The sequence below is a fragment of the Pseudomonas sp. WS 5503 genome, assembly GCF_012985385.1.
Taxonomy (GTDB): domain Bacteria; phylum Pseudomonadota; class Gammaproteobacteria; order Pseudomonadales; family Pseudomonadaceae; genus Aquipseudomonas; species Aquipseudomonas paracarnis.
The window spans coordinates 101446-126853 of sequence record NZ_JAAQWI010000012.1; the positions used below are offsets into that span (position 1 = coordinate 101446).

Consider the following 25408-nt stretch of genomic DNA (forward strand, 5'->3'; position numbering starts at 1 on the left):
GTCACCGATGGGCAAGCTGACCGGCCGTCATCGCAGGCAAGCCAGCTCCCACATTTGGATCGTGGTGTGTCAGGGACAGTCTAGAGCTTTACTACCTGATGCACCTGCTCGGCACAGGCCCGGGCCTCTTCAATCATCTTTCCGAACGCATCGCTGGTGACTTCGGCATGGGTCAGCCAGCGCTTTTTCTGGCTCAGGCGATAGTGATAGCGCAGCGAGCCGTCCTCCAGTTTTCCGTCCAGGTCGAGGTCGTACCAGGGCGAGCGTACCTTGCAGCCGGGGATGGCTTTTTCCATCTTCCCGCCTGCCAGGGTGTAGGTGTAGTCATAGGTTTCAGGATTGCCCAGGTAAAGGTCGGCCTGTTGCCCCTGGCGGCGATAGTTGATGTAGCCCTCCCAGCGGTCTTTCAAGGAAGGGTCGGTGTAGACATAGTCATTGGCCAGTTTTTCCAGGGCGCGCTGATCGTTCATGCGGGCGGTGACGCTGTAGCCGTCATGTACCACAAAGCGGGTGGGTTCGCGGGTGATCTGGCAGTCGCTGATATCGTTGCCGAAGTTGGCGCAGATGTTCTGGTCGGTGGCGGTGGTGCCTTGCTGGCGGTCTGCGACGCTCAGTTGCATCAGCGGCAGGCGGCTGAAGGTAATGGTCGCCTTGACCGCGCCATCTCCCTCTTTGCCGTACTGCACCTGTTTGTCCAGGCGTATCGAGACTTCGGGGCGCTCCAGTGGGATGTGTTCTTCGCGCACCTGGCCCTGCGCATCGTTGACCAACACCCAGCGGTCCTGAATATCGGGCATGGTCTGGCCAGGGGCGAAGACCGGGTTGGTCGGGTCAAGCCACCACACCTGGCCATTCACTTCGGCACGCACGATGGCGTGGTTCGGCGCCTGGGTGCCAGGAATCAGCAGGGCATCGACCACGTCACCACGGCTGACCCACGCGGTCTCAGCCTTGATGCCACTGGCCTTGAGCATGGCCGTCAGCAGCGTCGCCAGGTCCTTGCAGTCGCCGTAGCCGTGCTGCTCGATTTCCGCCAGGCTGAACGGCACATAGCCGCGCTCGGTCGCGCGCCAGTCACCCAGGTAGCGGTAGTGATCATTGATGTGCTGCATCATTGCCGCGACTTGCTCAGCTGGCGCCAGGCTGCGTGCGGCGGCCACGGCGGCGGCGGCTTGCGCCGGCAGGGTGGCGCCGAGGATCTGGTTGTAACGCTGGGCGAAATCACCGAAGTACGCCTGGCGGTCCACGGCGCTGCCCACTTCAAGGCGTGGGACGCGCAGCAGTGCGGCGGCGGAGGATTCATTGATGTAGTTGAGGTAGGTCGGGGCTTTTTGCACCACATCCAGGGTCTTGCCGTTGCTCGAAGGCGTTACCTTGAAACCGTCGAACAATTCACTTCGCCACTGCATCGGTCGTTCGGCGGTAAAGCGCGCCTTGAAGCGATCGCGGCGGGCTGAGCTGGGCCCGAATTTGAGCACATAGTGGAACTGGGTCATCAGCGGTTTGGCCGGGTAATGCTGGCGTACCGTGTAGCGGATCTGCGTGCCCACGCGCAGGTTGGGGAAGGCCAGGGAGGTTTGTTTGTCGCGGCTGAAGCCTTGGTCCGGGTTGGGTGCGCTGCGGGTATCGATTTGCGTGGCGGCCAGGGCGACGGGCTTGGCGCCAGGCTGGGTGGACTGAGCGCTGACCACTTCAAAGGTGTCGGCTTCGGAGTAGTCGAAGTCGATGCGCGAAAGCATTTCGCGGCCGTTGGCCTTGAGGATCGTGTAGCGGTAAGTGGTGGTGCAGTCGGTGCTGGCGTCGCGGTTGAAGTGGCAGTGCAACTCGGTGTCACTGGCCAGCGGGGCTTCGGCTATGGGTTGCAGGGCTGCGCTGACGGAATGGGAAACCAGCCCCAGGCTGATGGCAATCAAAGGGCGGTGAAACGAAAAACAGTACATGGGCGCCTCGGGTGACACATTGAAACAGCTACCCGGCGGGTAGCGAGAAGGCGCCGGATGATAATGGATCTCAACGGCAAAGGCCAGGATTGTTCGACAATTTATCGGGCTGAAAGGCCCGTGCTAGAGCCTTTTGTTTGATTTGTGTCAAGGTTTCAGCAGTTCGAACTCTGCACTGGCCAGGCGTTCACCGTTGATCAAAACATGTATCCGATGCGTGCCGGGGTAGTGCTTGCGCGTGGTCAATTCGCGGATGTGCTGCTCGCGGTTGATGGTCTGCCGTTCGCCGGCGCCCAAGGTAAAAGCCTTGAGCTTGAACACTTTGGATGCGCTGTGGCCAGCGCTTTTTACGTAGTCGATGGCGTAGTCCACCACCAGTTTTTGCGCGTGGTTGGCGGTGGATTCCAGCTGGAATGACAGATTGATCCGCTCGCCCAATCGGATCACGGCGGGGGTGACGCTCAGTCCACGGATCGTCACCTCAGCCTTGGCTCCGGCCCCCATGATCGTCAGCGCGCGGGTGTCGCCTTGCTTGATCAAGCTGCGCAACGCATGGCGAGCGATCCAGGCGGTGTGGGCGTTGGCCAGGTTCCAGCCTTCGATCACGTTGAGCACCCAGTCGGGGTGGTCCTTGGTGATGTCATTGAGGTGGTTGGCCACCGACTTGCGCACATAGAGGCTGCTGTCGGCCCTGAGGTTATCCAGGATCGACGCACATAACTCGGGGTTGGCCTGCACGTTGGGGAGGCGAAACGACCAAGGCAGGCGAGGGCGTGAGCCTTCACTGGCCAGGCGGCGCACGTGTTCGTTGCCATCCAGCGACCATTGCTGCATCACTGCCAAGGTGCGCTCGAAGTCGTGCAGTAAGAAGTGGCGAATGGCGAACTCGGCCGAACCAAAGGTGGTGAAAAACTTCAGCGCGGCCATTGAACGTTTGAAATCACCCAGGCCATAACTCGCCACGTAATGCGCCAGGAACAGGCTGACAAAGCCGCTGTTGATGCGCGGTGCCAGAGCGTAAAGCAGCTTGAGGGTTTGCGCATAATCCAGCGGGATCACCGCGTGCAGGCTCTCGCTGACCCGGGCCATGCGTTGCATCACCGATAACTCGGCCAGCCCGACGCAAGCGTGCTGGAGAAAACCCTTGGCGTCGAACGCCGGGTACACCACAGTCATTTCGGTGGCGATGTGTTGCAGGCGTTCGATGTTGAAGATTTCCTTGAGGGCCGGGGCGGCTTGGTCGCTCATCTGCATTTCCATGGTGGGGTCAGAGAAACCAGCGATATTCTCGCGCATGGATCTCTTGTTGAAATGCCAGGTGATCCTGGCGTTTGTTCTCGCAATACACTTCGACAAATTCCGCGCCCAGCTTGTCGCGCAGTATTGGTTGCTGCTGCATGGCACGCACGGCGTCGAGCATTTCCACCGGGAAATCGGTGCCGCTGTTGCGGTCTTCGTTCAATGGCGCGATGGGTTCGCGCTTGGCCTCAAGCCCGTGCTCCAGGCCCACCAGGATTGCCGCCAGCACCAGGTAAGGGTTGGCATCGGCGCTGGCCAGGCGGTGCTCGATCCGCAGGTTGCGCGGGTCGGAATCGGGGATGCGCACACAGGCATCGCGGTCTTCAAAGCCCCAGCTCGCCCGTGTCGCAGCGTTGACCGTGCCGCCCAGGCGACGGAAGGCGTTGTGGTTGGGCGAGAAGATCGGCATGCAGTGGGGCAGCAATTCCAGGCAACCGGCTACGGCGTGGCGCAATGGCTGCTGCTGATGGGCCGCTAGCAAGTTATTGCCCGCTGCGTCGTAAAGGCTGACATGCACGTGCATGCCGCTGCCGGGAAATTGCAGATAGGGTTTGGCCATGAAGCTGGCGCGGTAACCATGCTTGAGCGCAACGCCACGGGTGCTGCGGCAGAACAGGGCGGCCCAGTCGGCGGCGCGCAGGCCGTCATCGCAGTGGCCGAAGTTGATCTCGAACTGGCCGGGGCCGATCTCGGCGGTGATCACCGTGATGTCGATGCCTTGGTCCTTGGCGGTTTGCGCCATGTCGTCGAGCACGTCGCTGAAACGCGACAGCCGTTCGATATGCAGGTTGGGCTGGTCGTCGGCATCCCCACTGAGCGGGTCGCGGGCGAATTGCGGCAGGCCGTTTTCCAGCTGTTTATCGAACAGGTAGAACTCCAGCTCAAACGCCACCACGGGATGAATGCCCTGATGCTGCAAGCGTTCCAGGACCTTGGCCAGGACTTCGCGGGGTTCGAACTCGATGGGCGCTTCGGTGCCGTCCGAGGTGATGAGCATTTGCCCCAATGGCTGCGACTCCCAGTTCACCGGTTTGAGCGTGCCGGGTACCAATCGGCGATTGGCATCCGGGTCGCCATCGTTGAAGCAGTAGTCGCCAATCTTGAACAACCCCCCCTGGACCCCCAGCAATACCGCATTCTGCGGCAGCTTCAGCGGGCTGCCAGCGGCGACTTTTTCAAGCATCTCCACGGGGTAGCGCTTGCCGTAGAAATGCCCGGGAATGTCTAGGGCGATCAGGTCGACATAGCGCACGTCGGGGTGGTTCTGGCGAAAGCTGCGTACTTCGGCCAGCAACGTGGAGGAATGGCTTTTCACGGGTGCAGCTCCTAGTTGTAAACCCACAAGACGCGGGCGGGCAGGTCGGTCAGGTTGGCGTAGCGGCAGTGGGCGAAACTGGCGAGGTGGAAACTGTCGCCTTCGTAGAGGGTGACCGCATCGGGCTCACCCTCAACCCACAGCGTCAGCTCGCCCTCCAGCACAAAACCGGCCTGCTCGGCGCGGTCGCTCATGCTTTGCTCACCGCTGTTGGCACCGGGGGCCAACAGACTATCGAGCATCGAGAACGCGCCGTGCATGCTCGGCGACATCAGGATGTCGGTGATGCCATTGGCGTAATACACCGTGCGCCGCTCGTTGGGGCGTGTGACCCAATCCACCGCCTTGGGTTTGGGCAGGCTGTAGAAATAGGTGGTGGGCACATCGAGGGCGTGACTGATGGCGGTTAAATCGGCCACGGTCGGGCGCGACAGGCCACGTTCGACCTGGGACAGAAACCCCACCGACCGTTCGATTTTTTGCGCAAGTTGGGCCAGGGTGAGTTTCTTGTGCTTGCGCAGGTCGTGGATCAGCGCCGCGAGGGTGGCGAGTTCTTCTTGAGGGGTCATGAAATTTAATTCGAATAATTTCATGAAAAAATACATGATTATTTTCACGCTCGCAAACCCTATGCACAAACCCTTGTGGCGAGGGAGCTTGCTCCCGCTGGGCAGCGAAGCGGCCCCAACCCATTCACCGCATGCGTTCAGTGGATGCGCGGTGTGGCTTTTTGGGGCTGCTGCGCAGCCCAGCGGGAGCAAGCTCCCTCGCCACAAAGGATTGGGAAATATGGGGAAACTGTATTGGGCAGGGACATCTCAGGTGCCTGCTAGGTTGAATGGACCATTCAACCATTCAGGAGAGCAAAGGATTGCTTCACAAGCCCAACTCTCATTTGTTGCGACGTGGCTGTTATTCAGAACCTGGTCGAGCTTATTTGGTGACTGCCGTGGTTTATCAACGTCGCCCGGTATTTGCCGATCTTTACCTTGGGCGGCTATTGGTTGCCGAGCTCAAACGAGCCCATGACCTTGGACTGGTCAACTCGCTGGCTTGGGTCATTATGCCGGACCACCTTCACTGGTTATTTGAATTGCGAGGCGCGACGCTGCCTGAAGTGATGAAACGGGTGAAGTCGCGCAGCACACTGACCATCAACCGAGCCCGTCGCACGCACGGTGCTTTTTGGCAGTACGGCTATCATGATCGTGCGGTGCGGGCCGATGAAGACCTTATCAAGGCTGCTCGCTACATCATCGCCAACCCACTGCGAGCCGGACTGGTCGAGCATGTTGGCGCCTACTCGCTCTGGGACGCTGCCTGGCTATAACGGTGTACCCCCCCTGTGGCGAGGGAGCTTGCTCCCGCTGGGCCGCGAAGCGGCCCCAAAAAGCCCGACCGCGTACCCACTGAAAACATGCGGTGAATGGGTTGGGGCCGCTGCGCAGCCCAGCGGGAGCAATCTCTGGCCGCAGGGAAATACGGCTGAATGATTACGCGCCGCCGCGGTCGGAATCTGGGTACGCACCATTAATTGAAGGAGCACCCATGAAGTCGAAAACCTTAGCCGCTTGCCTGCTGGTCGCTGCCAGCTTTTTCTCCGTCAGCGCTGTAGTGCAGGCCGGCGATACCCCTCAGGAAACCGTGCAACCTTCAAACATCAACGCTCGTGATTTGAAAGAAGGCGACCGCGCTCCGGATATCCTGATGCGCAAGGAGTCGGCCATCAGCGATTGGAAAAAGCGCGGCCTCAAGCAGCCCGAAGAAGAAAGCCAGTGGGCGCGCGTAGGCGACAAGTACGTGCTCCTCAAGACCACCAACGGCACCATCCTCGAGATTACGCCAGTCAAGAAATAATCCCGCCGGGGCATCTGCTCGTTTCATGTTTCTTGCGTTAAGGTAACCGACCGCAATGGTCGCGTTACCTTTGAAGAACGAGAGCAGGATGCTTGCCACCATCAGAAACTACCCCCGCACCGTGAACCTGTTGCTGTGCGCCACGTTGCTGCTTACGCTGGCGAAGGCCATCACTTTTCCTTATCTCGTGATCTACCTCACCAGCCATTTCGCCTTGGACATTACCCAGGTCGGCCTGGTAATCGGCAGTTCGCTGATCGTCGGTTCGCTACTCAGTGTCTACGGTGGTTTCCTGGTCGACCGCATCAATAGCTATCGCCTGTTGCTCGGCTTGAGCCTGGTGTTTGTGCTGGGGTTTATCGGCACGGTGCTGGCGCAAAATATCTGGTCGTTCTATGGCTGCCTGATCCTGATCAACCTGGCCTACGCCGTCATTGATATTGCGGTGAAAGCCGGCTTCGCCAGCCTGCTACCCGAAGACGCGCGCAGCGAGGTGTTTTCCATCAAGTACACCCTTACCAATATCGGCTATGCCGTGGGGCCGTTCTTTGGCGCGATGGTGGCCAAGCTGGATATCAGCCTGCCGTTTATTCTGTCGGCGCTGTTGGGGCTGGGGTTTTTTCTGCTGTACGGGCGCTGGGGTGACCGTAACTTGGCCACGGTGGACGCCACGCAAAAGCCGCTGCCGTTCCTTGCCGTCGCCCGCGTTTTGCTGCAGGACCGTCGCCTGGTGTGCTTCACCCTCGGCGGTTTACTCAGCGCGGTGGTGTTCGGCCAGTTCACGGCCTATCTGTCGCAATACCTGGTGACCACCACGACCGCCGAATACACCTACACGGTGATCAGCGCGGTGCTGACCACCAACGCCGTGCTAGTGATTGCCTTGCAGTACTTGATTGGCCGGCGCATCTCGCACCGTTACCTGAGCCAGTGGCTGATCGCTGGCTTGAGCATGTTCATGCTGGGGTTGATTGGCTTCGGGCTGTCCACCAGCGTGGTGGGCTGGGTGCTGGCGATGGCGGTGTTCACCGTCGGGGAGATCATCGTGTTTCCGGCCGAATACATGTTTATCGACCGAATTGCCCCGGACCACCTGCGGGGCATGTATTACGGGGCGCAAAACCTGTCCAACCTCGGTGCGGCGCTGGGGCCGGTGCTGTGTGGGCTGGTGTTGGCCAGCCTGCCGGCCCATTACATGTTCTACATGCTGGGGGCGTTTATCGTTGCCGGCGGGGTGTTTTATTTCATGGGAGCGGCGATAAAGGCAAATCATCCAGCGTGAGCTTGCCGACGTTGTTGCTTTGCAGCTCGTAGCGCAATTCATCCACCATTTTCGCTACTTCCTGCGGGGTCTGCAGGCGGTTGGTGCTGATGCCGGTAACCACCAGGTCGACGCGGCCGGTCTCGGCATCGTAGACCTTGAGGGTCAAGGACGCGTCCCGGCACAGGGTGAATTCGCACGTCAGCGGTGACAGGCCTTCTTCGATGCAGTTGCGCAGCTGAGAGAGGGTAAACATGCGGGTTCCTTCTAGGCATAAATACGATCCCTTGAAGGTTATTGCTTGCACCGCCGCTCAATAAGGCGAATTCGCACTAGTCGCACTAGTGCATTTGCAGGGTCAGGGTTTGTTTTTCAGGCGCAAATCGCTGGCAAACAGCCCGCGTTCACGGGCCCAGACGATCGCTGCACTACGGCTGTGCACCCCCAGCTTGGAATACACCGTGGCCACATGGTTGCGCACGGTGTTGGGCGCCAGTTTCAGGCGCGAGGCGATTTCTTTGTCCGCCAGGCCCTCGCAGATCAGGCCCAATACATCGCGCTCGCGGGCGGTTAGGTCGGTGAAGGAAACATTCGGCAGGTTGGGGCTGTTGACGCTCTTGGCGTTGGCCAGCTTCTCGATCAGGGTTTGGCTGAACCAGGACGCGTCCTGCATGACTTCCTCGATGGCCGCCACCAGTTCCAGCTCCGAGCGTTTGCGCTCGGTGATGTTCATCAGCACCATCAGGTAGCAGGGCACGTCCTGGATAATCACGGTGTCGGCGGACACCACGCAGTCGATCACCTCGTTGCCTTTCTTGCGCACCTTGAGGTCCTGGCCTTCAAGGTTGCCGGCTTTTTCCAGGGTGGCGAACAACTGCGCGCCGGCCTGGGGGCTGTCGATGAAGTTGATGTCTTCGATGGATTTGCCAATCAGTTCCTCGCTGATGTAGCCGGTGATGCTCATGAAGGCTTCGTTGATGTCTACCACCTGGCGGTTGTCGGCACTGCATACCAGGGTCGGCACGGGCGTCAGGCGGAAGGATTTGGCGAAGCGTTCTTCGCTCTGGCGCAGGGCGATCTCGGCTTTGCGCCGTGGCTCCAGGTCGGTGAAGGAAAACAGCATGCAGTCTTCCTCGTTCATGTCCAACGGTTGGCCGGCGACAATCACCAGTTTGCTGCCACCTTCGGGCAGTCTCAGTTCGGCCTGCATCTGCGGGATGGTCGCTCCTTCGCCCAGGCGCTGGATCGCCAGGTCCTTGCGCTCGGCCTGTTCCAGCACATCCAGTTCATACACGGATTTGCCGATAACCTGGTCGCGGTTGTAGCCGGTCATCTCCAAAAAACCCTGGTTGACCTTGATGTAGCGCAGGTCGCTTAGACGACAGATCACCGCGGGCGCCGGGTTGGCGTTGAAGGTTTTCTCAAAGCGTTGTTCGGCGCTGGCCCATTCGGTGGCGTCGCTGAGGATCAGTACCAGCAACTCAGGTTCACCCTGGGCATCGGTCAGCACCAGGCTGCGCAGGCGATGTACCCAACTGCGGTGTTCGTCGTCGGCGGGTGTGACTTCCACCACCACATCGCTGAACTCTTCGCCGGCAGCCACGCGGCTGAGGGGGTAGCTGTCCAGTGGCAAGGGATGGTTGTTGCGATAGCGCAGGGCAAAGCGTTTGGCGTACGCCTCGGTATTGGCGCCCAGTTCCTTGACCTCGCTGACCCCATGCATGGTCAACGCCGCTTCATTGGCCCAGAGAATGGTCTGGTCGACCTCGGCCAGAATCACACCGTCGGACAGTCCCGAGATGATGGTCTGCAGTTGGCGGCGGTTGGTTTCTTTGGCGAGAACATCCTGGGTCATAACGTCTCCGATTAGGGCAGGGCAAGGCACATTGGGTTACGACATCCTGGCTTCAGGATAGTGCAGAGTAATTGCCCATGGGGCAGTGCGAATGCACCAGATCACCTGGTGCATATGGGCCAGGACTGAACGTATGTCGTTTCGCCACACTCACACCCATCAAGGCGCATTGCCTTGCTCCTCAATTTGAAAAGGACCTTTGTATGACCACTGTCTATGAAACCAATCGATCGCTGTTTCGAGTGTCGTGGAGCTCGGTGCTGGCCGGTAGTGCAATCGCACTGGTCACCTACCTGGTCTTGAGTGTGTTGGGCACCGCCATTGGCGCCAGTGCCGTTGACCCGATGGAAGCGGGCAACCCGTTGAGCGGTTTTGGCACGGGTGCGGGTATCTGGCTGTTTGTATCGACACTGGTCGCCATCGTGTTGGGCGCATTCGTGGCCGGCCGCACCGCGCCGGATCGTGGCGGCCTGCATGGGGTGCTGACCTGGACCTTGACCACCTTGCTCACCACTTGGCTGTTGGCGGGCCTGGCTTCCAGCGTGGTCGGTACGGCCGGCAACGTGGTGGGTAAAGGTCTGTCTGCTGCGGGCAGTGGCATTGCTGCCGCCGCGCCGGGGATTGGCAATAGCATCAAGCAACAGTTGAACGAGCAGGGCATCGAGTTGGACTGGAACAGCCTGCAAGGCCAACTGGATACCTTGCTCAAGCAGAGCGGCAAGGCTGAACTGGACCCTGCCAATGTCGAGCAGAAAGCCGATCAGGCAGCTGCCGATGGCAAGCAGTCGGCTACCGATGCAGCGACCAATCCTGCCCAGGCCGGTGATGAGCTCAAGCAATGGTTCGAACGTGTGAAAGCGTCCGGCGAGCCAGCATTGAATGCAGCGGATAAAGAGGCGCTGGTCAACATCGTCGCGGCCCGCACTGGCAAGAGCAAAGAAGAAGCCACGCAGATCGTCGACAACTATGCCCAGGCTTATCAGCAAGCCATGCAAAAGGTCGATGAGCTGAAAAAGCAGGCTGAACAGAAAGCCCGTGAAGCCGGTGAAGTCGCTGCCAAGCAACTGTCCCGCGCGGCCTGGAGCACCTTGGCCATGCTGCTGTTGGGTGCGGCGTTGAGCTTCTTTATTGGTCGTATCGCGCTGACTACCCGTCGCGTGCCTTTGGCTTAAAGATGTCTGCGGCAAGGACGCCGCCTGTGTGAAGGGGTAAAATGCTGGCATTTTACCCTTATCCCACAAAGGTGACCCTTGAGCGCAGGCAAAGCCGTCGGACTGTTATTACTCACTTCCCTGTTGGCGGCGTGCGGCACCTCGCCGCCACGCACGCCCAACGACCTCTGCGGTATCTTCCGCGAAAAAGACGACTGGTACGACGCCGCCAAGGTCACGCAAAAGCGCTGGGGCGTACCGATCCAGGTGCCGTTCGCCATCATGTATCAGGAGTCGGGCTTTCGCCACGACGCCAAGACCCCGCGTAAATACCTGCTGTGGATCATCCCTTGGGGCCGCGTCTCCACCGCTTCCGGCTATGCCCAGGCCAAGGATGAAGTATGGAACGACTACCGCAAAGCCACCGGCCGCAGCGGCGCTGATCGCGAAGACTTCGACGACGCGATCGACTTTATCGGCTGGTACATGGACAAGACCTACACCATCAACGGCGTCTACAAATACGATGCCTACGGCCAGTACCTGAACTACCACGAAGGCTGGGGCGGCTACCGCCAGCGCACCTATGCCAGCAAAGCCTGGCTGCCGCCGGTAGCGAGCAAGGTACAGGCGCGTTCGCAGATGTATGCGCGCCAATATGCCGGGTGCAAGGATGAGTTGGGGCGCGGGTTCTGGAGCCGGTTCTGGCATTGGTTGTAAAGGGTCGACACGGCGACCTCTGAATGCATGCAGATTCAATGTGGGAGCTGGCTTGCCTGCGAAAGCGGTCGTGCAGTCACAGGTGCATTGACTGACACACCGCCTTCGCAGGCAAGCCAGCTCCCACATTGGATTCTGACGCGGCTGTATGCATTCCAGCGAACGGTCCACCATCACGTTGGCCATTTCCCTGCACTTGCCAAACCCCTCCGATTCTGGGAAAACCCCAGCCTTTGGCCCCTTCAATGAGAACCCCATGAGCAACGACGAACTACAGGTCACCGACATCCGCCTGGGCGACGGCAAAGCCGTGGTCAAGGGCGCGCTGATCACCACCCAATACACCGGCACCCTGGAAGATGGCACGGTGTTCGATTCCTCCTGGGAGCGGGGCAAACCGTTCCAGTGCGTGATCGGCACTGGCCGCGTGATCAAGGGGTGGGACCAGGGCTTGATGGGCATGCAGGTTGGCGGTGTACGCTCGTTGTATGTACCGGCGCACCTGGCCTATGGCGAGCGCTCGATGGGGGCGCATATCAAACCCAACAGTAATCTGCGCTTCGAAATTGAATTGCTGGAAGTGCTGACGCGGGATGATTGAAGAGGTTGAACATGGACGTTGATCCACAGGTGTTGCCTGGCAGTTTCCTCGAAGGCATTCGGGTGGTTGAGCTGCTTGGCTGCGATGAAGCTGAGCTGCAGCAGTTTTTTGAACAGGCGCCGGCTTACTTCATCGCGGTGAATGGCGAACCGGCTACCCCGACCGAAGCACGGGAAGAATTACGCGGCCAATTACCCGCCGGCTGGCATTGCAGCCGCCTGTACTGGCTGGGTTACCGAGATGCGCAGGGCCACCTGGTCGCCGTGGTGAATATCGCCGCGGATTTGCTCGCTACCGGGGTGTGGCACATCGGGTTGCTGCTGGTGCATGCGCGCTGGCACGGCAGCGGGCTGGCGCAGCGCTTGCACGCGGACCTTGAGGCCTGGGCGGTGGCGAAGGGCGCCCAGTGGCTGCGGCTGACGGTAGTGGTGGGCAATACCAGGGCCGAGCGTTTTTGGCCCAGACTTGGCTATGTACAGGTGCGTACCCGCGAGGGCATCACGATGGGTCGGCAGGTGAATAAGGTGTCTATCCAGGTAAAGGGTGTTGCCAGCGCGAGCATTGAAGACTACGTGGCGTTGGTTGAAAGGGATCGACCTGATACGCCATAGCCAGGGATGTACATCAATCCCATGTAGACGCTGATTAGGCGTGCCGCCGTATCGTTGCGTATGCAGAGTGCCAGGCAGTGAATTTGTAGCTGACACACCGCTATCGCAGCATAGGTATCTACACAACTTCGGCGCGACGCTGGACCTGTGGCGAGGGAGCTTGCTCCCGTGACGGCCTGGCAGTCGACGCTGATCGAGCTGACGCACCGCGATCCAAATGTGGGAGCTGGCTTGCCTGCGAAGACGGCCTGACAGTCAACACAGTTGGACCGTGTACATATCCATTCCTGCGGTAACGGCCACTTAGGGTTCCGCTTTTACAGCGGCTCACTTTTGAAAAGCCGGAATGCCGGCCCAGACAAAAGTAAGCAAAACGCTCTTTCCTGAACCCATCCTGAAGAATCTTCCTATTCACCAGCCTGCCACTTTCCTACGGTTTACTCCGCCAACATCGGGGCGTAAGCTTCGCGCGTTTTCATCAATAGCGGAGACCCTCAGTGGGTACTTGTTCGAGTGACAGTCGTCGGCCGGTTTCGGTAACCGGCCTCTACTTGGCAAGGTAACGCGCATTTTCCAGATGCCGTTGTCTCGCCTCATAAAGCGAGAAGCGGCATCCCGGCGGTGGCCAGTCCTGGCACCTGCCTGATTCCCTCTCATCGACGCTGACCAGCACCTGGGTAACGCCTGGATGCTACGGACGCGCCTGCCTGTTACGGCGGGCGGGCCAGGTTCGGCTGTGCCTGTGTGACGGGCGCGGTGTGGACGGGCAGTACCTGCACGACGGTTTTTCCTCGCGCAGGAGTTACACCATGAACCTCACTTTGCTCAAAGAGTTCTTCGCCGGTTTCCTGCGGACCCGGCATATCGCGCGGCATTTTCGCCGCCTGGCGATGCTGGAGACCGTGACCGATGCCAGCGTCAGCCGCGAAGTACCGCCCAGCCTGGCGCAGACACTGGTGGCCTCTGCCAACCGCAGCACTGTGCAATTGCTGGGCGTGCTGGGCAGCCACGCCGAGGGCTTGAGCACTCAGGAAGCCGACGCCTTGCGCGTGCAATACGGCCTTAACGAAGTCGAGCACGAACAGCCGCTGCCGTGGTGGGTGCACCTGTGGCATTGCTACAAGAATCCGTTCAACCTGCTGCTGACCCTGTTGGCGGTGATCTCTTGGCTGACCGAAGACATGAAGGCCGCCACGGTGATTTTCTCCATGGTGGTGCTCTCGACCCTGTTGCGCTTCTGGCAGGAGGCCAAGTCGAACAAGGCCGCCGACGCCTTGAAGGCCATGGTGAGCAATACCGCGACGGTGCTGCGCCGCGATGCTGCCAAGCGCATTGAACTGCCGATCAAACAACTAGTGCCAGGCGATCTGATTGTGTTGTCGGCCGGCGACATGATCCCCGCGGACTGCCGCGTGCTCAGCGCCAAGGACTTGTTCGTCAGCCAGGCGGCTATGACCGGTGAATCCATGCCGGTGGAAAAGTTCGCCCACCAGCAGGACGCCCACACGCGCAACCCGCTGGAGCTGGAGAACATTCTGTTCATGGGCACCAACGTGGTGTCCGGCGCCGCCACGGCGGTCATCCTCGCCACCGGCAACAGCACGTATTTTGGTGCCTTGGCGCAACGCGTCACGGCGACGGACCGTGCGACCACCTCGTTCCAGCAGGGGGTCAACAAGGTCAGTTGGTTGCTGATTCGCTTTATGTTCGTGATGGCGCCGCTGGTGCTGTTCATCAACGGCTTCACCAAGGGCGACTGGACCGAGGCGTTGCTGTTCGCGCTGTCGATTGCGGTAGGCTTGACCCCGGAAATGCTGCCCATGATCGTCACCTCGACCTTGGCCAAGGGCGCGGTGTTTCTGTCGCGCAAGAAGGTCATCGTCAAGCGCCTGGACGCGATCCAGAACTTCGGCGCCATGGACGTGCTGTGCACCGACAAGACCGGCACGCTCACCCAGGACAAGATTTTCCTGGCGCGCCATGTGGACGTGTGGGGCCAGGAGTCGGACGACGTGCTGGAAATGGCCTATCTCAACAGCTACTACCAGACCGGCCTGAAAAACCTGTTGGATGTGGCCGTGCTCGAGCATGTGGACATCCATCGTGAGCTGAAAGTCGGTACCGCGTTCCACAAGGTCGACGAGATCCCATTCGATTTCAACCGCCGCCGCATGTCGGTGGTGGTGGCCGAGGAGCACCAACCGCACCTGTTGATCTGCAAAGGGGCGGTGGAGGAAATTTTGTCGGTGTGCAATCGCGTGCGTCATGGTGACGTCGATGAGGCACTGACCGACGAACTGCTGGCGCGCATTCGCCAGGTGACCGCGGCCTTTAACGAAGAAGGGCTGCGGGTGGTGGCGGTAGCGGCGCAGCCGATGCCGGCAGGACGTGACACCTACACCCTGGCCGATGAAAACAACCTGACGCTGATCGGCTACGTGGCGTTTCTCGACCCGCCCAAGGAAAGCACCGCGCCCGCCCTCAAGGCCCTGAAGGCCCACGGCGTGGCGGTGAAGGTGTTGACCGGCGACAACGAACTGGTCACGGCGAAGATCTGCCGCGAAGTGGGCCTGGAGCAACAAGGCTTGCTGATGGGCAACGACATCGAGGCGATGAGCGACGCCGAACTGGCCCTGGCCGTGGAAACCACCAATGTGTTTGCCAAGCTCACGCCCAGCCACAAGGAACGCATCGTGCGGCTGCTCAAGGCCAACGGACATGTGGTCGGCTTTATGGGCGATGGCATCAACGACGCTCCGGCGTTGCGCACGGCGGATATCGGGATTTCGGTGGACAGTGCGGTGGACATCGCCAAGGAAGCGGCTGACATCATCCTGCTGGAGAAGAGCCTGATGATCCTGGAGGAGGGCGTGCTGGAAGGCCGGCGCACCTTCGCCAACATGCTCAAATACATCAAGATGACCGCCAGTTCGAACTTCGGCAACGTGTTCTCGGTGTTGGTGGCCAGTGCCTTTATCCCGTTTTTGCCGATGCTGCCGATGCACCTGCTGGTGCAAAACCTGCTGTATGACATCTCCCAGATTGCGATTCCGTTCGACAACGTCGATGACGAGATGCTTGCCACGCCGCAACGCTGGCAGCCGGGGGAAGTGGGGCGCTTCATGTTGTTTTTCGGGCCGATCAGTTCGATCTTCGACATCACCACGTTCGCACTCATGTGGTATGTGTTTGATGCCAACACTCCAGACCACCAAACGCTATTTCAATCCGGCTGGTTTGTGGTGGGGCTGCTGACCCAGACCCTGATCGTGCACATGATCCGCACGCCAAAAATCCCATTCCTGCAAAGCCGCGCAGCGCTGCCGTTGATGTTGATGACCGGCGTGATCATGGCCGTGGGGATATTCCTGCCGATGGGGCCTTTGGCGCACTACTTCAAATTGCAGGCGCTGCCGTCGCTGTACTTCGTGTTCTTGCCGGTGATTTTGCTGGCTTACATGGCGCTGACTCAGGCAGTGAAGGGCTACTACATTCGCAGGTTTGGCTGGCAGTAACAGGTTCCATGCAACATCGCAAATCCTGTGGGAGCCGGGCTTGCCCGCGATGACGGTGTATCAGTCGCCAGATTCATTGGTGGTGTACCGCTATCGCAGGCAAGCCAGCTCCTACAGGGACCTGCGAGTTACCAATGTGCCGCTGCATTCATGGAGATTTCTTATGCAGGCAATCAACAACATCAACCTCAACTCCCTGGTCGACACCGTGGTCAGCCTCAGCGCTGCGTTTATTCTCGGTGGCCTCATCGGGTTCGAGCGCCAGTACCGCCAGCGCACCGCCGGCTTACGTACCAATGTGCTGGTGGCGGTGGGCGCGGCGATCTTTGTCGACATGGCCAACCGACTGGGCGGTGCGGAAGGCGCGGTGCGCGTGGTCGCTTACGTGGTGTCGGGCATCGGCTTCCTGGGGGCGGGTGTGATCATGCGGGAGGAGGGCAATGTGCGCGGGCTCAATACGGCCGCCACCCTCTGGGCTTCGGCCGCGGTGGGTGCCTGCGCCGGCGCCGACCTGATCCTCGAGGCGTTGCTGGGCACGCTGTTTGTGCTGGCGGCCAACACCTTGCTGCGGCCGATCGTCAACAACATCAATCGTCAGCCCTTGGACGTGGTGTCGGCAGAGGTCACCAATATCCTCTATGTCATTGCGCGCCGCAGTCAGCAACAGGCCGTGATGGTGTTACTGGAAGCCGAGCTGGCACGCTGCAACTACCCTGCCAGCGACGTCGACGTGCGACCGTTCGGCAGTGACGAAGTGGAAATCGAGGCCATCCTGGCCGCCACGTCGGTGGATGGCGACGAACTGGACGCGCTGGTGGCGCGCCTCTCAACGTCAACCCTGGTGGTGCAGGCCTTCTGGAGTCCGAGCACCACCGACTGATCCTTATGGGCTGGCCAGGATTGGCTAAGCTTGCATGTGGAAAAATCCTACATGTTGTCCGGATTATCCCTTCGGTTGAAACATCATTGCATTGCTAAAGTTGGGTACTTGCGGCTGTTGCGCCGTTGAGGCCCGGCGTCCGTCGCTCTGTTGAGTTAATTGAAGAGGCCAGACACTGCTTGGTTACCGCTCCAAGGAAGCAGTGCCGCTTGTCGGAACTGTCATTTCTCACAGGTACCCAGGTCCGGCGTGATGTGTAAGGGTATTTTGTCCACATAAGGAAGTTTTATGAGCAAAGCATTAATTGTGGATGACCATCCGTTTATCCGGGCAACGGTCAAACACCTCCTGCAATTGGAGGGGTTTGATGAGATTTTTCAGGCGGGGGATGGCGCTGACGCCATGCAGTTGGCGAGGGAGCAACGTCCCGAGCTGATTATCCTTGACCTGGCGATGCCTAAATTAGGCGGGTTGGAGGTTATCAGCCGCATCAAGGCGTTGGGCTTGCCGTGCAAGATTCTGGTGCTGACCTCCTACCTGGCGGTATTTTTTTCTACCCGTTGCATGCGTTCCGGCGCGATGGGGTTCGTCGCCAAGACCGGTGAGCTGGATGAGCTGCAAAAGGCCATCAAAGCGATCATGTCGGGCTACAGCTGCTTCCCCAGTTTGCCGACCAGTTCGGTGCGCCGCGATGATCTGCAAGAAACGGAACGGCAGATGATCGAGTGCTTATCGGACCGTGAGTTAACCGTGTTGCAAATGTTGGCCCTGGGGCTGGGCAACAAGGAAATTGCCGAACAAATGCTGCTCAGCCACAAGACCATCAGCACTTACAAGACTCGACTCAAGGAGAAGTTACGCATGTCTTCGGTAGTGCACTTATCCAAGTTTGCCCAGCGCAACCATCTGATCTGAATTGAGATGATCACCACCGCGTTTATAAGGTTCACCACGATCTTCTGGATGAGCCTGTTACCTCAGATCGCGGTGGCCCTGGATGAGCCCCATGCTTTGCGGCTGTTGGGGCACTCACGTATTGACACCCCGCAAGTAGCACTGGACGAGTCTGATTGGCGCTGGCTGCGCGAGCGGCGCACATTACGGATGGGGGTTTCTGCTCCCGATTACGCGCCTTTTGACTTGACCAATAACAACGACGAGCTCGAAGGTATCACCGCCGATTTTGCCGCACTGGTGGGTCAGGCCCTGCATATCTCCATAGAGGTACGGCGTTACGATACCCGCGATGAAGTGATCGAAGCCTTGAAGCAGGGGGGCGTGGATTTTCTCGGTTCCGCCAATGGCTACGAAGCGGCCGACCCGCAACTGCTTTTGTCTCGCTCCTATGCCAACGATCAACCGACCCTGGTGACCCGCAGCGGTGACAGCCAGGTATTGAAAGACGACTTGGCGGGCAAGCGCGTAGCGATGCTGTATCACTATATGCAGCCCGACGCCGTTCGGGCGTTTTATCCCCAGGCCCAATTGGAGTTGTTTGCCTCGACTTTCGAAGCCATTGGTGCCGTAGCGTTTGGTCGCGCCGACGTCTATCTGGGGGATGCTATCAGCAGCAACTACCTGATCAATCGCAATCACCTCAACAATGTACGTATGGCGGATTTTTCCGGCTTGGAAGTCAACCCGTTTGCGTTTGCCGTCGCCCGCGAAAATACACGTTTACTGCCCATTCTCAATGCCGCGCTGGAGGCGATTCCCGCCAGCGAGCAGATGGAAATCCTGCGCCGCTGGAGCGGAGGTAACCTGGGGATAATCGGCGTTGACCGGTTGCATTTGAGTGCCAGCGAACAACGCTGGGTGCAAAAGAATCCAAGGGTCAGAGTCGCGGTACTCAATGACTTTCTACCGTTATCTTTTATTGGTGATCAAGGCCAGTTCGAAGGGTTGAGTGCCGAGGTACTATCGCGTATCAGCTTGCGTACCGGCTTGAAGTTCGATGTGGTCCCGGGCGGCTCATTGCCGCGCCAGATCAATATCGTCAGTGCGGGTACGGCGGACATGCTGGCGGTCGTCACGCCTAGCGCGGAGCGTGCTGAAAAAGTGCGCTTTACCCGGCCCTACCTGACCAATCCCTTTGTGCTGGTAACCCGTAACGGTCCCCACAGCCCGCTCACGCTGGAGGACATGGTCGGCAAACGCCTGGCCATGGTGGTCGGCAATGGCCTGCATGAGGACATAGCGAAAAATTTTCCAGGTGTGATGTTTGTCGACGTGGAGAACCCCCAGCAAGCCATGGCGCTGGTGGCCAATGGTGACGCCGACGGCGCGGTCAACTCGTTGATCAGCGCACGTTATCTGATCACCCGGTATTACCGCGACCGCTTGCGTGTCAGCAGCACGGTTGGCATTGAGCCTGCACGCGTGACCTTTGGGGTAAATCGCAGTCAGTTGGAGCTGTATTCGATCCTCGACAAGGCGCTGCTGAGCATCACCCCTCAGGAAATGGACGAACTGATTGGCCAGTGGCGTAGCGAGGTCATCATCGAGGACAGCTATTGGTTGCGTTATCGTAATGTGATTCTTCAGGGCTTTGGGTTGGCGGCGTTGTTGTTGGCCATCACGCTGGGCTGGGCGATTTACCTGCGCAGCCTGATTCGCAAGCGCCTGCAGGCCGAGCGAGCGCTGAGCGATCAGATGCGGTTCATGAGCGTATTGATCGACGGCACGCCGCACCCGATTTACGTGCGTGATCGCCAAGGGCGACTGATGGCCTGCAATAACGCCTACCTCGACGTGTTTGGCTACAAACTTGAAGACGTGATCGGCAGGACCGTAGTGGAAACCGACATCGAAAACCCGCCACAGGCCCGGTCGTTTCATGACGATTACCTGCGCTTGATGGCCGGCGGCGAGCCGCAGATTCATGATCGAATCCTCAAGGTGCCCAATGGCGATGTGCTGACCATTTACCAGTGGATGCTGCCGTATCGCGACGGCGACGAGAAGGTGGTGGGCATGATTGCCGGTTGGGTAGACGTAAGCGAACGGCACCGGTTGCTCGGCCAGCTACAGGAAGCCAAGGACGATGCCGACGCCGCCAATCGCGCCAAGACGACCTTCCTGGCGACCATGAGCCACGAGATCCGCACGCCGATGAACGCCGTGATCGGCATGATCGAACTGGCCTTGAAAAATGCCGAGCAGGGACGGGTCGACCGCGATGCTCTGGAGGTGGCCTCGGTGGCTTCGCGGGGTATGTTGGAGCTGATCGGCGATATTCTCGATATAGCGCGGATCGAGTCCGGGCATTTGTCACTGACCCTGGAGCCCGCCAATCTGCATGAGTTGTTGGCGTCGGTCGCACGCGTATTCGAGGGGCTGGCCCGAGCCAAGGGGTTGGCACTGCAGGTTGAGCTGGACCCGTTGATTGACCAGGCGGTGCTGGTCGACCCGCTGCGATTCAAGCAGGTGGTCTCGAATCTGCTGAGCAATGCCATCAAGTTCACTCCCCATGGGCAGGTCAGTTTGGTCGCGCAGGCGGTGGTCGAGGGCGATCGCTTGGCCGTGCAGTTATGGGTGCAAGATACCGGCATCGGAATCAGCGTCACCGACCAGCAGCGGTTGTTCAGTGTGTTCATCCAGGGCAGCAATAACCAGCAATCGGCACGCAGCGGGTCTGGGCTGGGGTTGGTGATCAGCCGCAGCCTGTGCGAAATGATGGGCGGCCAATTGCACTTGAGTAGTGTGTTGGGGCACGGCACTCGGGTGGACGTGACGTTGACCCTGGTCATGACCGCCACGCTGCCAGCCCCGATTGAGCCTGTGCAAGAGGCGGCGCCTGAGGGGCGCGCGCTGAGCATTCTGGTGGTGGACGACTACCCGGCCAACCGCTTGCTGCTGGCCCGACAGTTGAGCTTTCTGGGCCACCGTATCATCACGGCCGAAGACGGTGTCCAAGGGCTTGAACAGTGGCGAACGGGGCAGTTCGACGGCGTCATTACCGATTGCAATATGCCGTTCAAGAACGGCTATCAGTTGGCCCAGGAGATTCGCGCACAGGAGCGTGAGCGGGATCTGGAGCCCTGCCTGTTACTTGGGTTCACCGCCAACGCCCAGCCGGAGGAGGCCGAGCGCTGTCGGCAGGCTGGCATGGATGGCTGCCTGTTCAAGCCAACCGGGCTTGACGACTTGCGGGCGGCATTGGCGTCGCGTTCAGTTGGCACGAGCCCGCGACCCTTGGTTGCCTTCAACTTGAGCACCCTGGTTGCGCTGACCGGGGATGATCATGCCGCGCTGGTCGAATTGCTGGCGCCGTTACTCGAAAGCCTGGAGGCGGATCGTGCCTTGCTGCCACGGCTGGCAAGCCAGGCAGACTTTGCCAGGTTGCACGACCTGGCTCATCGTGCCAAGGGAGGAGCGCGGATGGTCAAGGCCAACCCATTGATCAGTGTATGTGAGGCATTGGAGGCGGCGTGTGAACAGCGGGACCGTCAGGCATTGGGACCAGCGGTTGAAAGCGTGGGTGAGGCGATCGATGTTTTGCATCATGGCTTAAGCGCTTATTGCAATCAGCCCTGACTGTGGTTGATCGCCTTTCGGAGGATTTGGGAAAGTTCTTACATGAACGGGGAATAAGCCTGATTTTTTCGTCGGCATATGTCTGGAAAATGGGCGACGCTCACTGTCGAGCACTGCCTGCCCAGGGGTTTGCCATGCCGAACAAAGCATTGACCATCCTGATTGCCGATGAACAGCATTTGCAACGCCTGTACATCGAGAAAATGCTCAACCAGTTGGGCTATTACCGGATCGTGCCGGTGCAAACGTTCGAGGAGTTACGGATTCTCACCGCTATTCCTGCCGACCCATTCGATGTGCTGATTATCAATGCGGCGCTGATGGCCCAGGCTTACGAAGCTCAGCCTCAGGTGCGTCATGTTCTGGTCTACGATCACCTGGATCTGGGTGCGCCTTGCGGTGTAACGCCGGTAATACGGGTGCGCCTGCCGGGCATGCCGGACAACGTCAATCTTGAACATTTCATGGGCATCGTCGACCCCTCGGAGGTCTTCCACGGCCTGCGAGTGTTGCCGTGGCTGCGGGAGTTATCCCGCATGCCGGTGGCCAGGGCCTAGCCGCGTGCCTTAGGGAGCTTGCCCCCGCTGGGGCGCGAAGCGGACCCGCTTTTTGTCTAAAATGACGGGGCCTGCACCCCGTCCAGCGAGAGCAAGCTCCCTCCCGGATTTTGATTTTCACCGATCAGTCGGCTTTGCGCTGTTCCCGCAATTGCTCAGCGGCACTGCGTAACAACTGCTCGGTCCCGTCCCAACCCAGGCAACCATCGGTCACCGAAACGCCGTATTTCATCGACGCGCTCAGCGGCTGGCAGCCTTCGAACAGGTGACTTTCAAGCATCATGCCGACCAGCGAGGTATCACCTTGCAGGCGCTGCTCCAGCACGTCATTGAATACCGCCGGTTGGCGCAGCGGGTTCTTGCCGCTGTTGGCATGGCTGCAATCGACCATGATCCGTGCCGCCACCTTGGACTTGGCCAGGTCGTGCTTTACGCCGGCCACGCTTTGCGCATCGTAGTTGGGCCCACGGTGGCCGCCGCGCAGCACCAAGTGGGTGTCGGGGTTGCCGGGAGTCTGGATGATCGCCGGGTGGCCCTGGCTGTCCACGCCGAAATGGCGATGCGGGTGAGAGGCTGAGCGCATCGCATCGCAGGCAATGGCGACGCCACCGTCGGTGCCGTTCTTGAAGCCCACGGGCATGCCCAGGCCGCTGGCCATTTCGCGGTGAATCTGCGACTCGGTAGTGCGTGCGCCAATGGCGACCCAAGTGAGCAGGTCATCGAAGTAGCCGGCGGCCATGGGTTGCAGCAACTCGGTGGCCACCGGCAGGCCCAGGCGCAGCATTTCACGCATCAGTTCGCGGGACAGGGTCAGGCCGGCGGCCATGTCATCGCTGCCGTCCAAGTGCGGATCGTAGGCCAAGCCTTTCCAACCCACAGTGGTGCGCGGTTTCTCGACGTAGGCACGGATCACCAGCAGCATCTGGTCGCTGACTTCAAGCGCGAGCTTCTTCAGATTGCGCGCGTATTCCATGGCCGATTCCGGGTCGTGGATAGAGCACGGGCCGACAATCACCAGCAAGCGTGAGTCTTCGCCATTGAGGATGGCGCGCACGGCTTGGCGATGGGCGTGGACTTGTTCGTTGAGGAACGGGCTGAGCGGGAGTTGGTGCTTGAGTTCAAGAGCGCTGGGCAAACGCTGGGTCAGGGCTTCATTGGCGCTGTTGAGGGCAGAGACGGGCAAAGCGGCGACGGAGGAGTTCATATTCAAGGCTTCCTGGGCAAGCGGCGGGCGATTCCCGCACGCTTGGCCTACTGGGGTGTTCGACAATTGGCCGTATCGGCTACGTGTGTTGGCTTGCCACCACGGGGTGACCGGTCGGAGGCGGCAGGCTGTCCCGAACGGAGCTGGCTAAATCGCCATGCAGTGCAAGTGTCGTAGCGGTAATAAGTGGCGTAGTCCATGGTGTGATTCCTTTAAGTAAGCGTGATAAACAAATTGTCAGGCGCTGAAAAAACAAAACCCCCGGTCGGGGAGCCGACCGGGGGTTTAGATTTCTCTGGTAGGCGACCCCTTGAGTAGTGGGCGCCGATTTCAGGTATCAGGCGCGCCAGTGGCTAAACCAATACCCAAAATAAAAGCCGGCCATTGCGCTCGAACCGTTCACACGGGTAGCCGACACCGAGCGCAAGGCGCTGGCAGCAGGGCAAACCTGAGTGTGGGTGAGTGGCAACATGGGGCTCTCCAAATGATGGGGGGAGCTTACTAGAGGCGTGCGGGTGGATTCAATCAGTAATTTCTATTGCGTGGTAGTACTTACCGCTATGGGGTAAGTGTGGATATGCTGCTAACTCTCAACCAGTGATTGCCAGGACGCGACCATGACTGCCTTGACCCTTGCTGCGGCGCAAACCGTTTCCATCCCGGGCGATGTCGCTGCCAATATCCAGCGGCACCTGGCGTTGATGCGGGCCGCGGCTGAACAGGGCGTGCAATGCCTGGTGTTTCCAGAACTGTCACTGACGGGCTACGAGCCGTTCCTGGCGGCCGACTTGGCCATCGACCCGCAAGACGCCGTGTTGACGCCTTTGCGTGAGTTGGCGCGGGAGCTGCGGTTGACGGCTGTGGTGGGCATGCCGGTGCGTCTGGCGCCACAAACAGGTGTGCTGATCGGCGCGCTGGTGCTTGGGGCGGACGGTTCAGTAGGCGTCTACACCAAGCAGCATCTGCACCCCGGCGAAGAGCTGGCATTTGCCGCGGGGCAGGGCGGTGAAGCCCTGGAATTGGCCGAGGAGCGTATCGCATTGGCGGTGTGTGCGGACTTTTCCCAGGCCAGCCATCCACGTCAAGCGGCGGCAGCGAGCGCCACGGTGTATGCCGCCGGCGTACTGATCAGCGAGGGAGGCTACGCGGCGGACAGTGCTTTGCTTGAAGGCTATGCGGCGGAGCATGGCCTGTTGGTACTGATGGCTAACCACGGTGGCCCATCTGGAGGCTGGGCTTGTGCCGGTCGCAGTGCGATCTGGACCGCCGATGGCAACTTGCTTGTTGCCGCCCCCGGTGTCGGCGACGCGTTGGTGATCGCCCGTCGCGATGGCGGGCAGTGGACCGGCCAAGTGGTTGCCCTCTGAATGAGGTTTCATTTGCGCCGGGCCACCGAGCAGGACCTGCCGTTTGCCCGCACCCTGACCCAGCAGGCCATGAGCCATTACTACCGTCAGAACGGCTTGTTGTGGTCCAACGACGGCTTCGACGTGGCCTGGGCGGGCCGCGAGAACTGGCTGATCTGCAACGATGACGTCGTCATGGGCTTTATCAGCCTGAGCCGCGATGGCAAGGCCCTGTATATCCGCGAGCTGCACCTGCTGGAATGCTGCCGCAAGCAGGGCGCGGGCACATGGGTGCTGGAGCAAATGGCGCTCAAGGCACGCGTCGAGGGCCTGGGCTTTCTACGTTTGACGGTGTTCAAGACCAACCCGGCAAGAAGGCTGTATCAGCGCCTGGGGTTGAGCATTGTCGGTGAAGAGGATGGCTTCTGGCGGATGGAGCGTGAGTGTCGCGCACTCACATCGGACTAAAACAGGCACGTCCTACAAATAAGCGCATACTGCTGTCAGCTAGTGCTTTGTTCATCGTGGGGTTGAGCTCTTGGCTCATCCACGATAACGCCCTCTTTCATGCCCAGAAGTACCGCCACTTTATGGGCTTCTCCACGCCTTCCCTTTTTTCGCCCGGCGAGCACTTGATAGGTGGTTGCCGGGTCTACGCCATGCTCCCGGGCGAATGCTTGAACTGACTTTCCTTGATGTTCCAGCCAGGCCTTGGCTTGTGCAGCAGTACGGATTCCGGGCATAGTTCAAAACCGTTCAA

General features: G+C 59.8%; 22 protein-coding genes. 14 read left to right on the forward strand and 8 right to left on the reverse strand.

Annotated features, from left to right (window positions below):
- Positions 1–80: 80 nt before the first annotated feature.
- The 4 genes from HBO10_RS26555 to HBO10_RS26570 form a co-directional block, all read right to left on the reverse strand.
- Positions 81–1940, reverse strand: coding sequence for a DUF3857 domain-containing transglutaminase family protein (locus tag HBO10_RS26555; protein WP_034127067.1), 1860 nt, complete (start codon positions 1938–1940; stop codon positions 81–83).
- Positions 1941–2087: 147 nt separating this feature from the next.
- Positions 2088–3188 carry a DNA alkylation repair protein gene (locus tag HBO10_RS26560; protein ID WP_034127068.1) on the reverse strand — a complete coding sequence of 367 codons (1101 nt, stop codon included), beginning with the start codon at positions 3186–3188 and terminating at the stop codon, positions 2088–2090.
- Positions 3189–3207: 19 nt separating this feature from the next.
- Entirely contained in the window at positions 3208–4554 is a 1347-nt protein-coding gene (locus tag HBO10_RS26565; RefSeq protein WP_034127069.1) for a glutamine synthetase family protein, read from the reverse strand.
- Positions 4555–4565: 11 nt separating this feature from the next.
- Positions 4566–5123: an XRE family transcriptional regulator gene (locus HBO10_RS26570; RefSeq protein ID WP_034127262.1), complete on the reverse strand. Its 558-nt coding sequence runs from the start codon at positions 5121–5123 to the stop codon at positions 4566–4568.
- A 269-nt stretch (positions 5124–5392) separates the two neighbouring features.
- Between HBO10_RS26570 and HBO10_RS26575 the strand changes: the two genes are divergently transcribed.
- The 3 genes from HBO10_RS26575 (at position 5393) to HBO10_RS26585 (ending at position 7693) form a co-directional block, all read left to right on the forward strand.
- Positions 5393–5884, forward strand: a complete 492-nt coding sequence (locus HBO10_RS26575) for a transposase (protein WP_052199957.1) — start codon at positions 5393–5395, stop codon at positions 5882–5884.
- A 218-nt stretch (positions 5885–6102) separates the two neighbouring features.
- A complete protein-coding gene (locus HBO10_RS26580; RefSeq protein ID WP_034127071.1) occupies positions 6103–6411 on the forward strand; it encodes an RcnB family protein in 309 nt (102 codons plus the stop codon).
- An 88-nt stretch (positions 6412–6499) separates the two neighbouring features.
- A complete protein-coding gene (locus HBO10_RS26585) occupies positions 6500–7693 on the forward strand; it encodes an MFS transporter (protein ID WP_034127072.1) in 1194 nt (397 codons plus the stop codon).
- On the opposite strand, the gene HBO10_RS26590 is transcribed toward HBO10_RS26585, so the two are convergent.
- Together HBO10_RS26590 and HBO10_RS26595 are read right to left on the reverse strand one after the other, a co-directional pair.
- On the reverse strand, positions 7656–7928 hold the full coding sequence (locus tag HBO10_RS26590; RefSeq protein ID WP_003190355.1) for a DUF1652 domain-containing protein: 273 nt from the start codon (positions 7926–7928) through the stop codon (positions 7656–7658). The genes HBO10_RS26585 and HBO10_RS26590 overlap by 38 nt on opposite strands.
- Positions 7929–8030: 102 nt before the next feature.
- Positions 8031–9527, reverse strand: a complete 1497-nt coding sequence (locus HBO10_RS26595; protein ID WP_034127073.1) for a helix-turn-helix transcriptional regulator — start codon at positions 9525–9527, stop codon at positions 8031–8033.
- Positions 9528–9730: 203 nt separating this feature from the next.
- Between HBO10_RS26595 and HBO10_RS26600 the strand changes: the two genes are divergently transcribed.
- From HBO10_RS26600 to HBO10_RS26640, 9 genes are all read left to right on the forward strand, one after another.
- Positions 9731–10699, forward strand: coding sequence for a hypothetical protein (locus tag HBO10_RS26600; protein ID WP_034127074.1), 969 nt, complete (start codon positions 9731–9733; stop codon positions 10697–10699).
- Positions 10700–10777: 78 nt separating this feature from the next.
- The gene (locus HBO10_RS26605; protein ID WP_034127075.1) at positions 10778–11398 is read left to right on the forward strand and encodes a lipoprotein; all 621 of its coding nucleotides are present in this window, start codon (positions 10778–10780) and stop codon (positions 11396–11398) included.
- A gap of 256 nt (positions 11399–11654) precedes the next feature.
- Positions 11655–11999 (forward strand): FKBP-type peptidyl-prolyl cis-trans isomerase, encoded by a 345-nt coding sequence (locus HBO10_RS26610; RefSeq protein ID WP_034127076.1) that lies wholly within the window; start codon positions 11655–11657, stop codon positions 11997–11999.
- Positions 12000–12010: 11 nt separating this feature from the next.
- Positions 12011–12610 (forward strand): GNAT family N-acetyltransferase, encoded by a 600-nt coding sequence (locus HBO10_RS26615; RefSeq protein WP_034127077.1) that lies wholly within the window; start codon positions 12011–12013, stop codon positions 12608–12610.
- An 809-nt stretch (positions 12611–13419) separates the two neighbouring features.
- On the forward strand, positions 13420–16125 hold the full coding sequence (gene mgtA, locus HBO10_RS26620; protein WP_034127078.1) for a magnesium-translocating P-type ATPase: 2706 nt from the start codon (positions 13420–13422) through the stop codon (positions 16123–16125).
- A 163-nt stretch (positions 16126–16288) separates the two neighbouring features.
- Entirely contained in the window at positions 16289–17005 is a 717-nt protein-coding gene (locus HBO10_RS26625) for an MgtC/SapB family protein (protein ID WP_003190369.1), read from the forward strand.
- A gap of 288 nt (positions 17006–17293) precedes the next feature.
- Complete coding sequence (locus HBO10_RS26630; protein WP_034127079.1) at positions 17294–17920, forward strand: response regulator transcription factor; 627 nt, start codon at positions 17294–17296, stop codon at positions 17918–17920.
- A gap of 6 nt (positions 17921–17926) precedes the next feature.
- Complete coding sequence (locus tag HBO10_RS26635; protein WP_052199958.1) at positions 17927–21541, forward strand: transporter substrate-binding domain-containing protein; 3615 nt, start codon at positions 17927–17929, stop codon at positions 21539–21541.
- A 134-nt stretch (positions 21542–21675) separates the two neighbouring features.
- Positions 21676–22098, forward strand: coding sequence for a hypothetical protein (locus HBO10_RS26640; RefSeq protein WP_034127080.1), 423 nt, complete (start codon positions 21676–21678; stop codon positions 22096–22098).
- A gap of 124 nt (positions 22099–22222) precedes the next feature.
- Here HBO10_RS26640 and HBO10_RS26645 read toward each other — a convergent pair whose 3' ends face one another.
- On the reverse strand, positions 22223–23302 hold the full coding sequence (locus HBO10_RS26645; RefSeq protein ID WP_034127081.1) for a 3-deoxy-7-phosphoheptulonate synthase: 1080 nt from the start codon (positions 23300–23302) through the stop codon (positions 22223–22225).
- 617 nt (positions 23303–23919) lie between these two features.
- Here HBO10_RS26645 and HBO10_RS26650 point away from each other — a divergent pair.
- Both HBO10_RS26650 and HBO10_RS26655 read left to right on the forward strand, forming a co-directional pair.
- Positions 23920–24669 carry a carbon-nitrogen hydrolase family protein gene (locus HBO10_RS26650; protein WP_034127082.1) on the forward strand — a complete coding sequence of 250 codons (750 nt, stop codon included), beginning with the start codon at positions 23920–23922 and terminating at the stop codon, positions 24667–24669.
- Positions 24670–25116, forward strand: coding sequence for a GNAT family N-acetyltransferase (locus HBO10_RS26655; protein WP_034127083.1), 447 nt, complete (start codon positions 24670–24672; stop codon positions 25114–25116). It abuts the gene before it with no gap.
- 35 nt (positions 25117–25151) lie between these two features.
- On the opposite strand, the gene HBO10_RS26660 is transcribed toward HBO10_RS26655, so the two are convergent.
- Positions 25152–25391 carry a DNA-binding protein gene (locus HBO10_RS26660; RefSeq protein ID WP_080757702.1) on the reverse strand — a complete coding sequence of 80 codons (240 nt, stop codon included), beginning with the start codon at positions 25389–25391 and terminating at the stop codon, positions 25152–25154.
- Positions 25392–25408 lie beyond the last annotated feature (17 nt).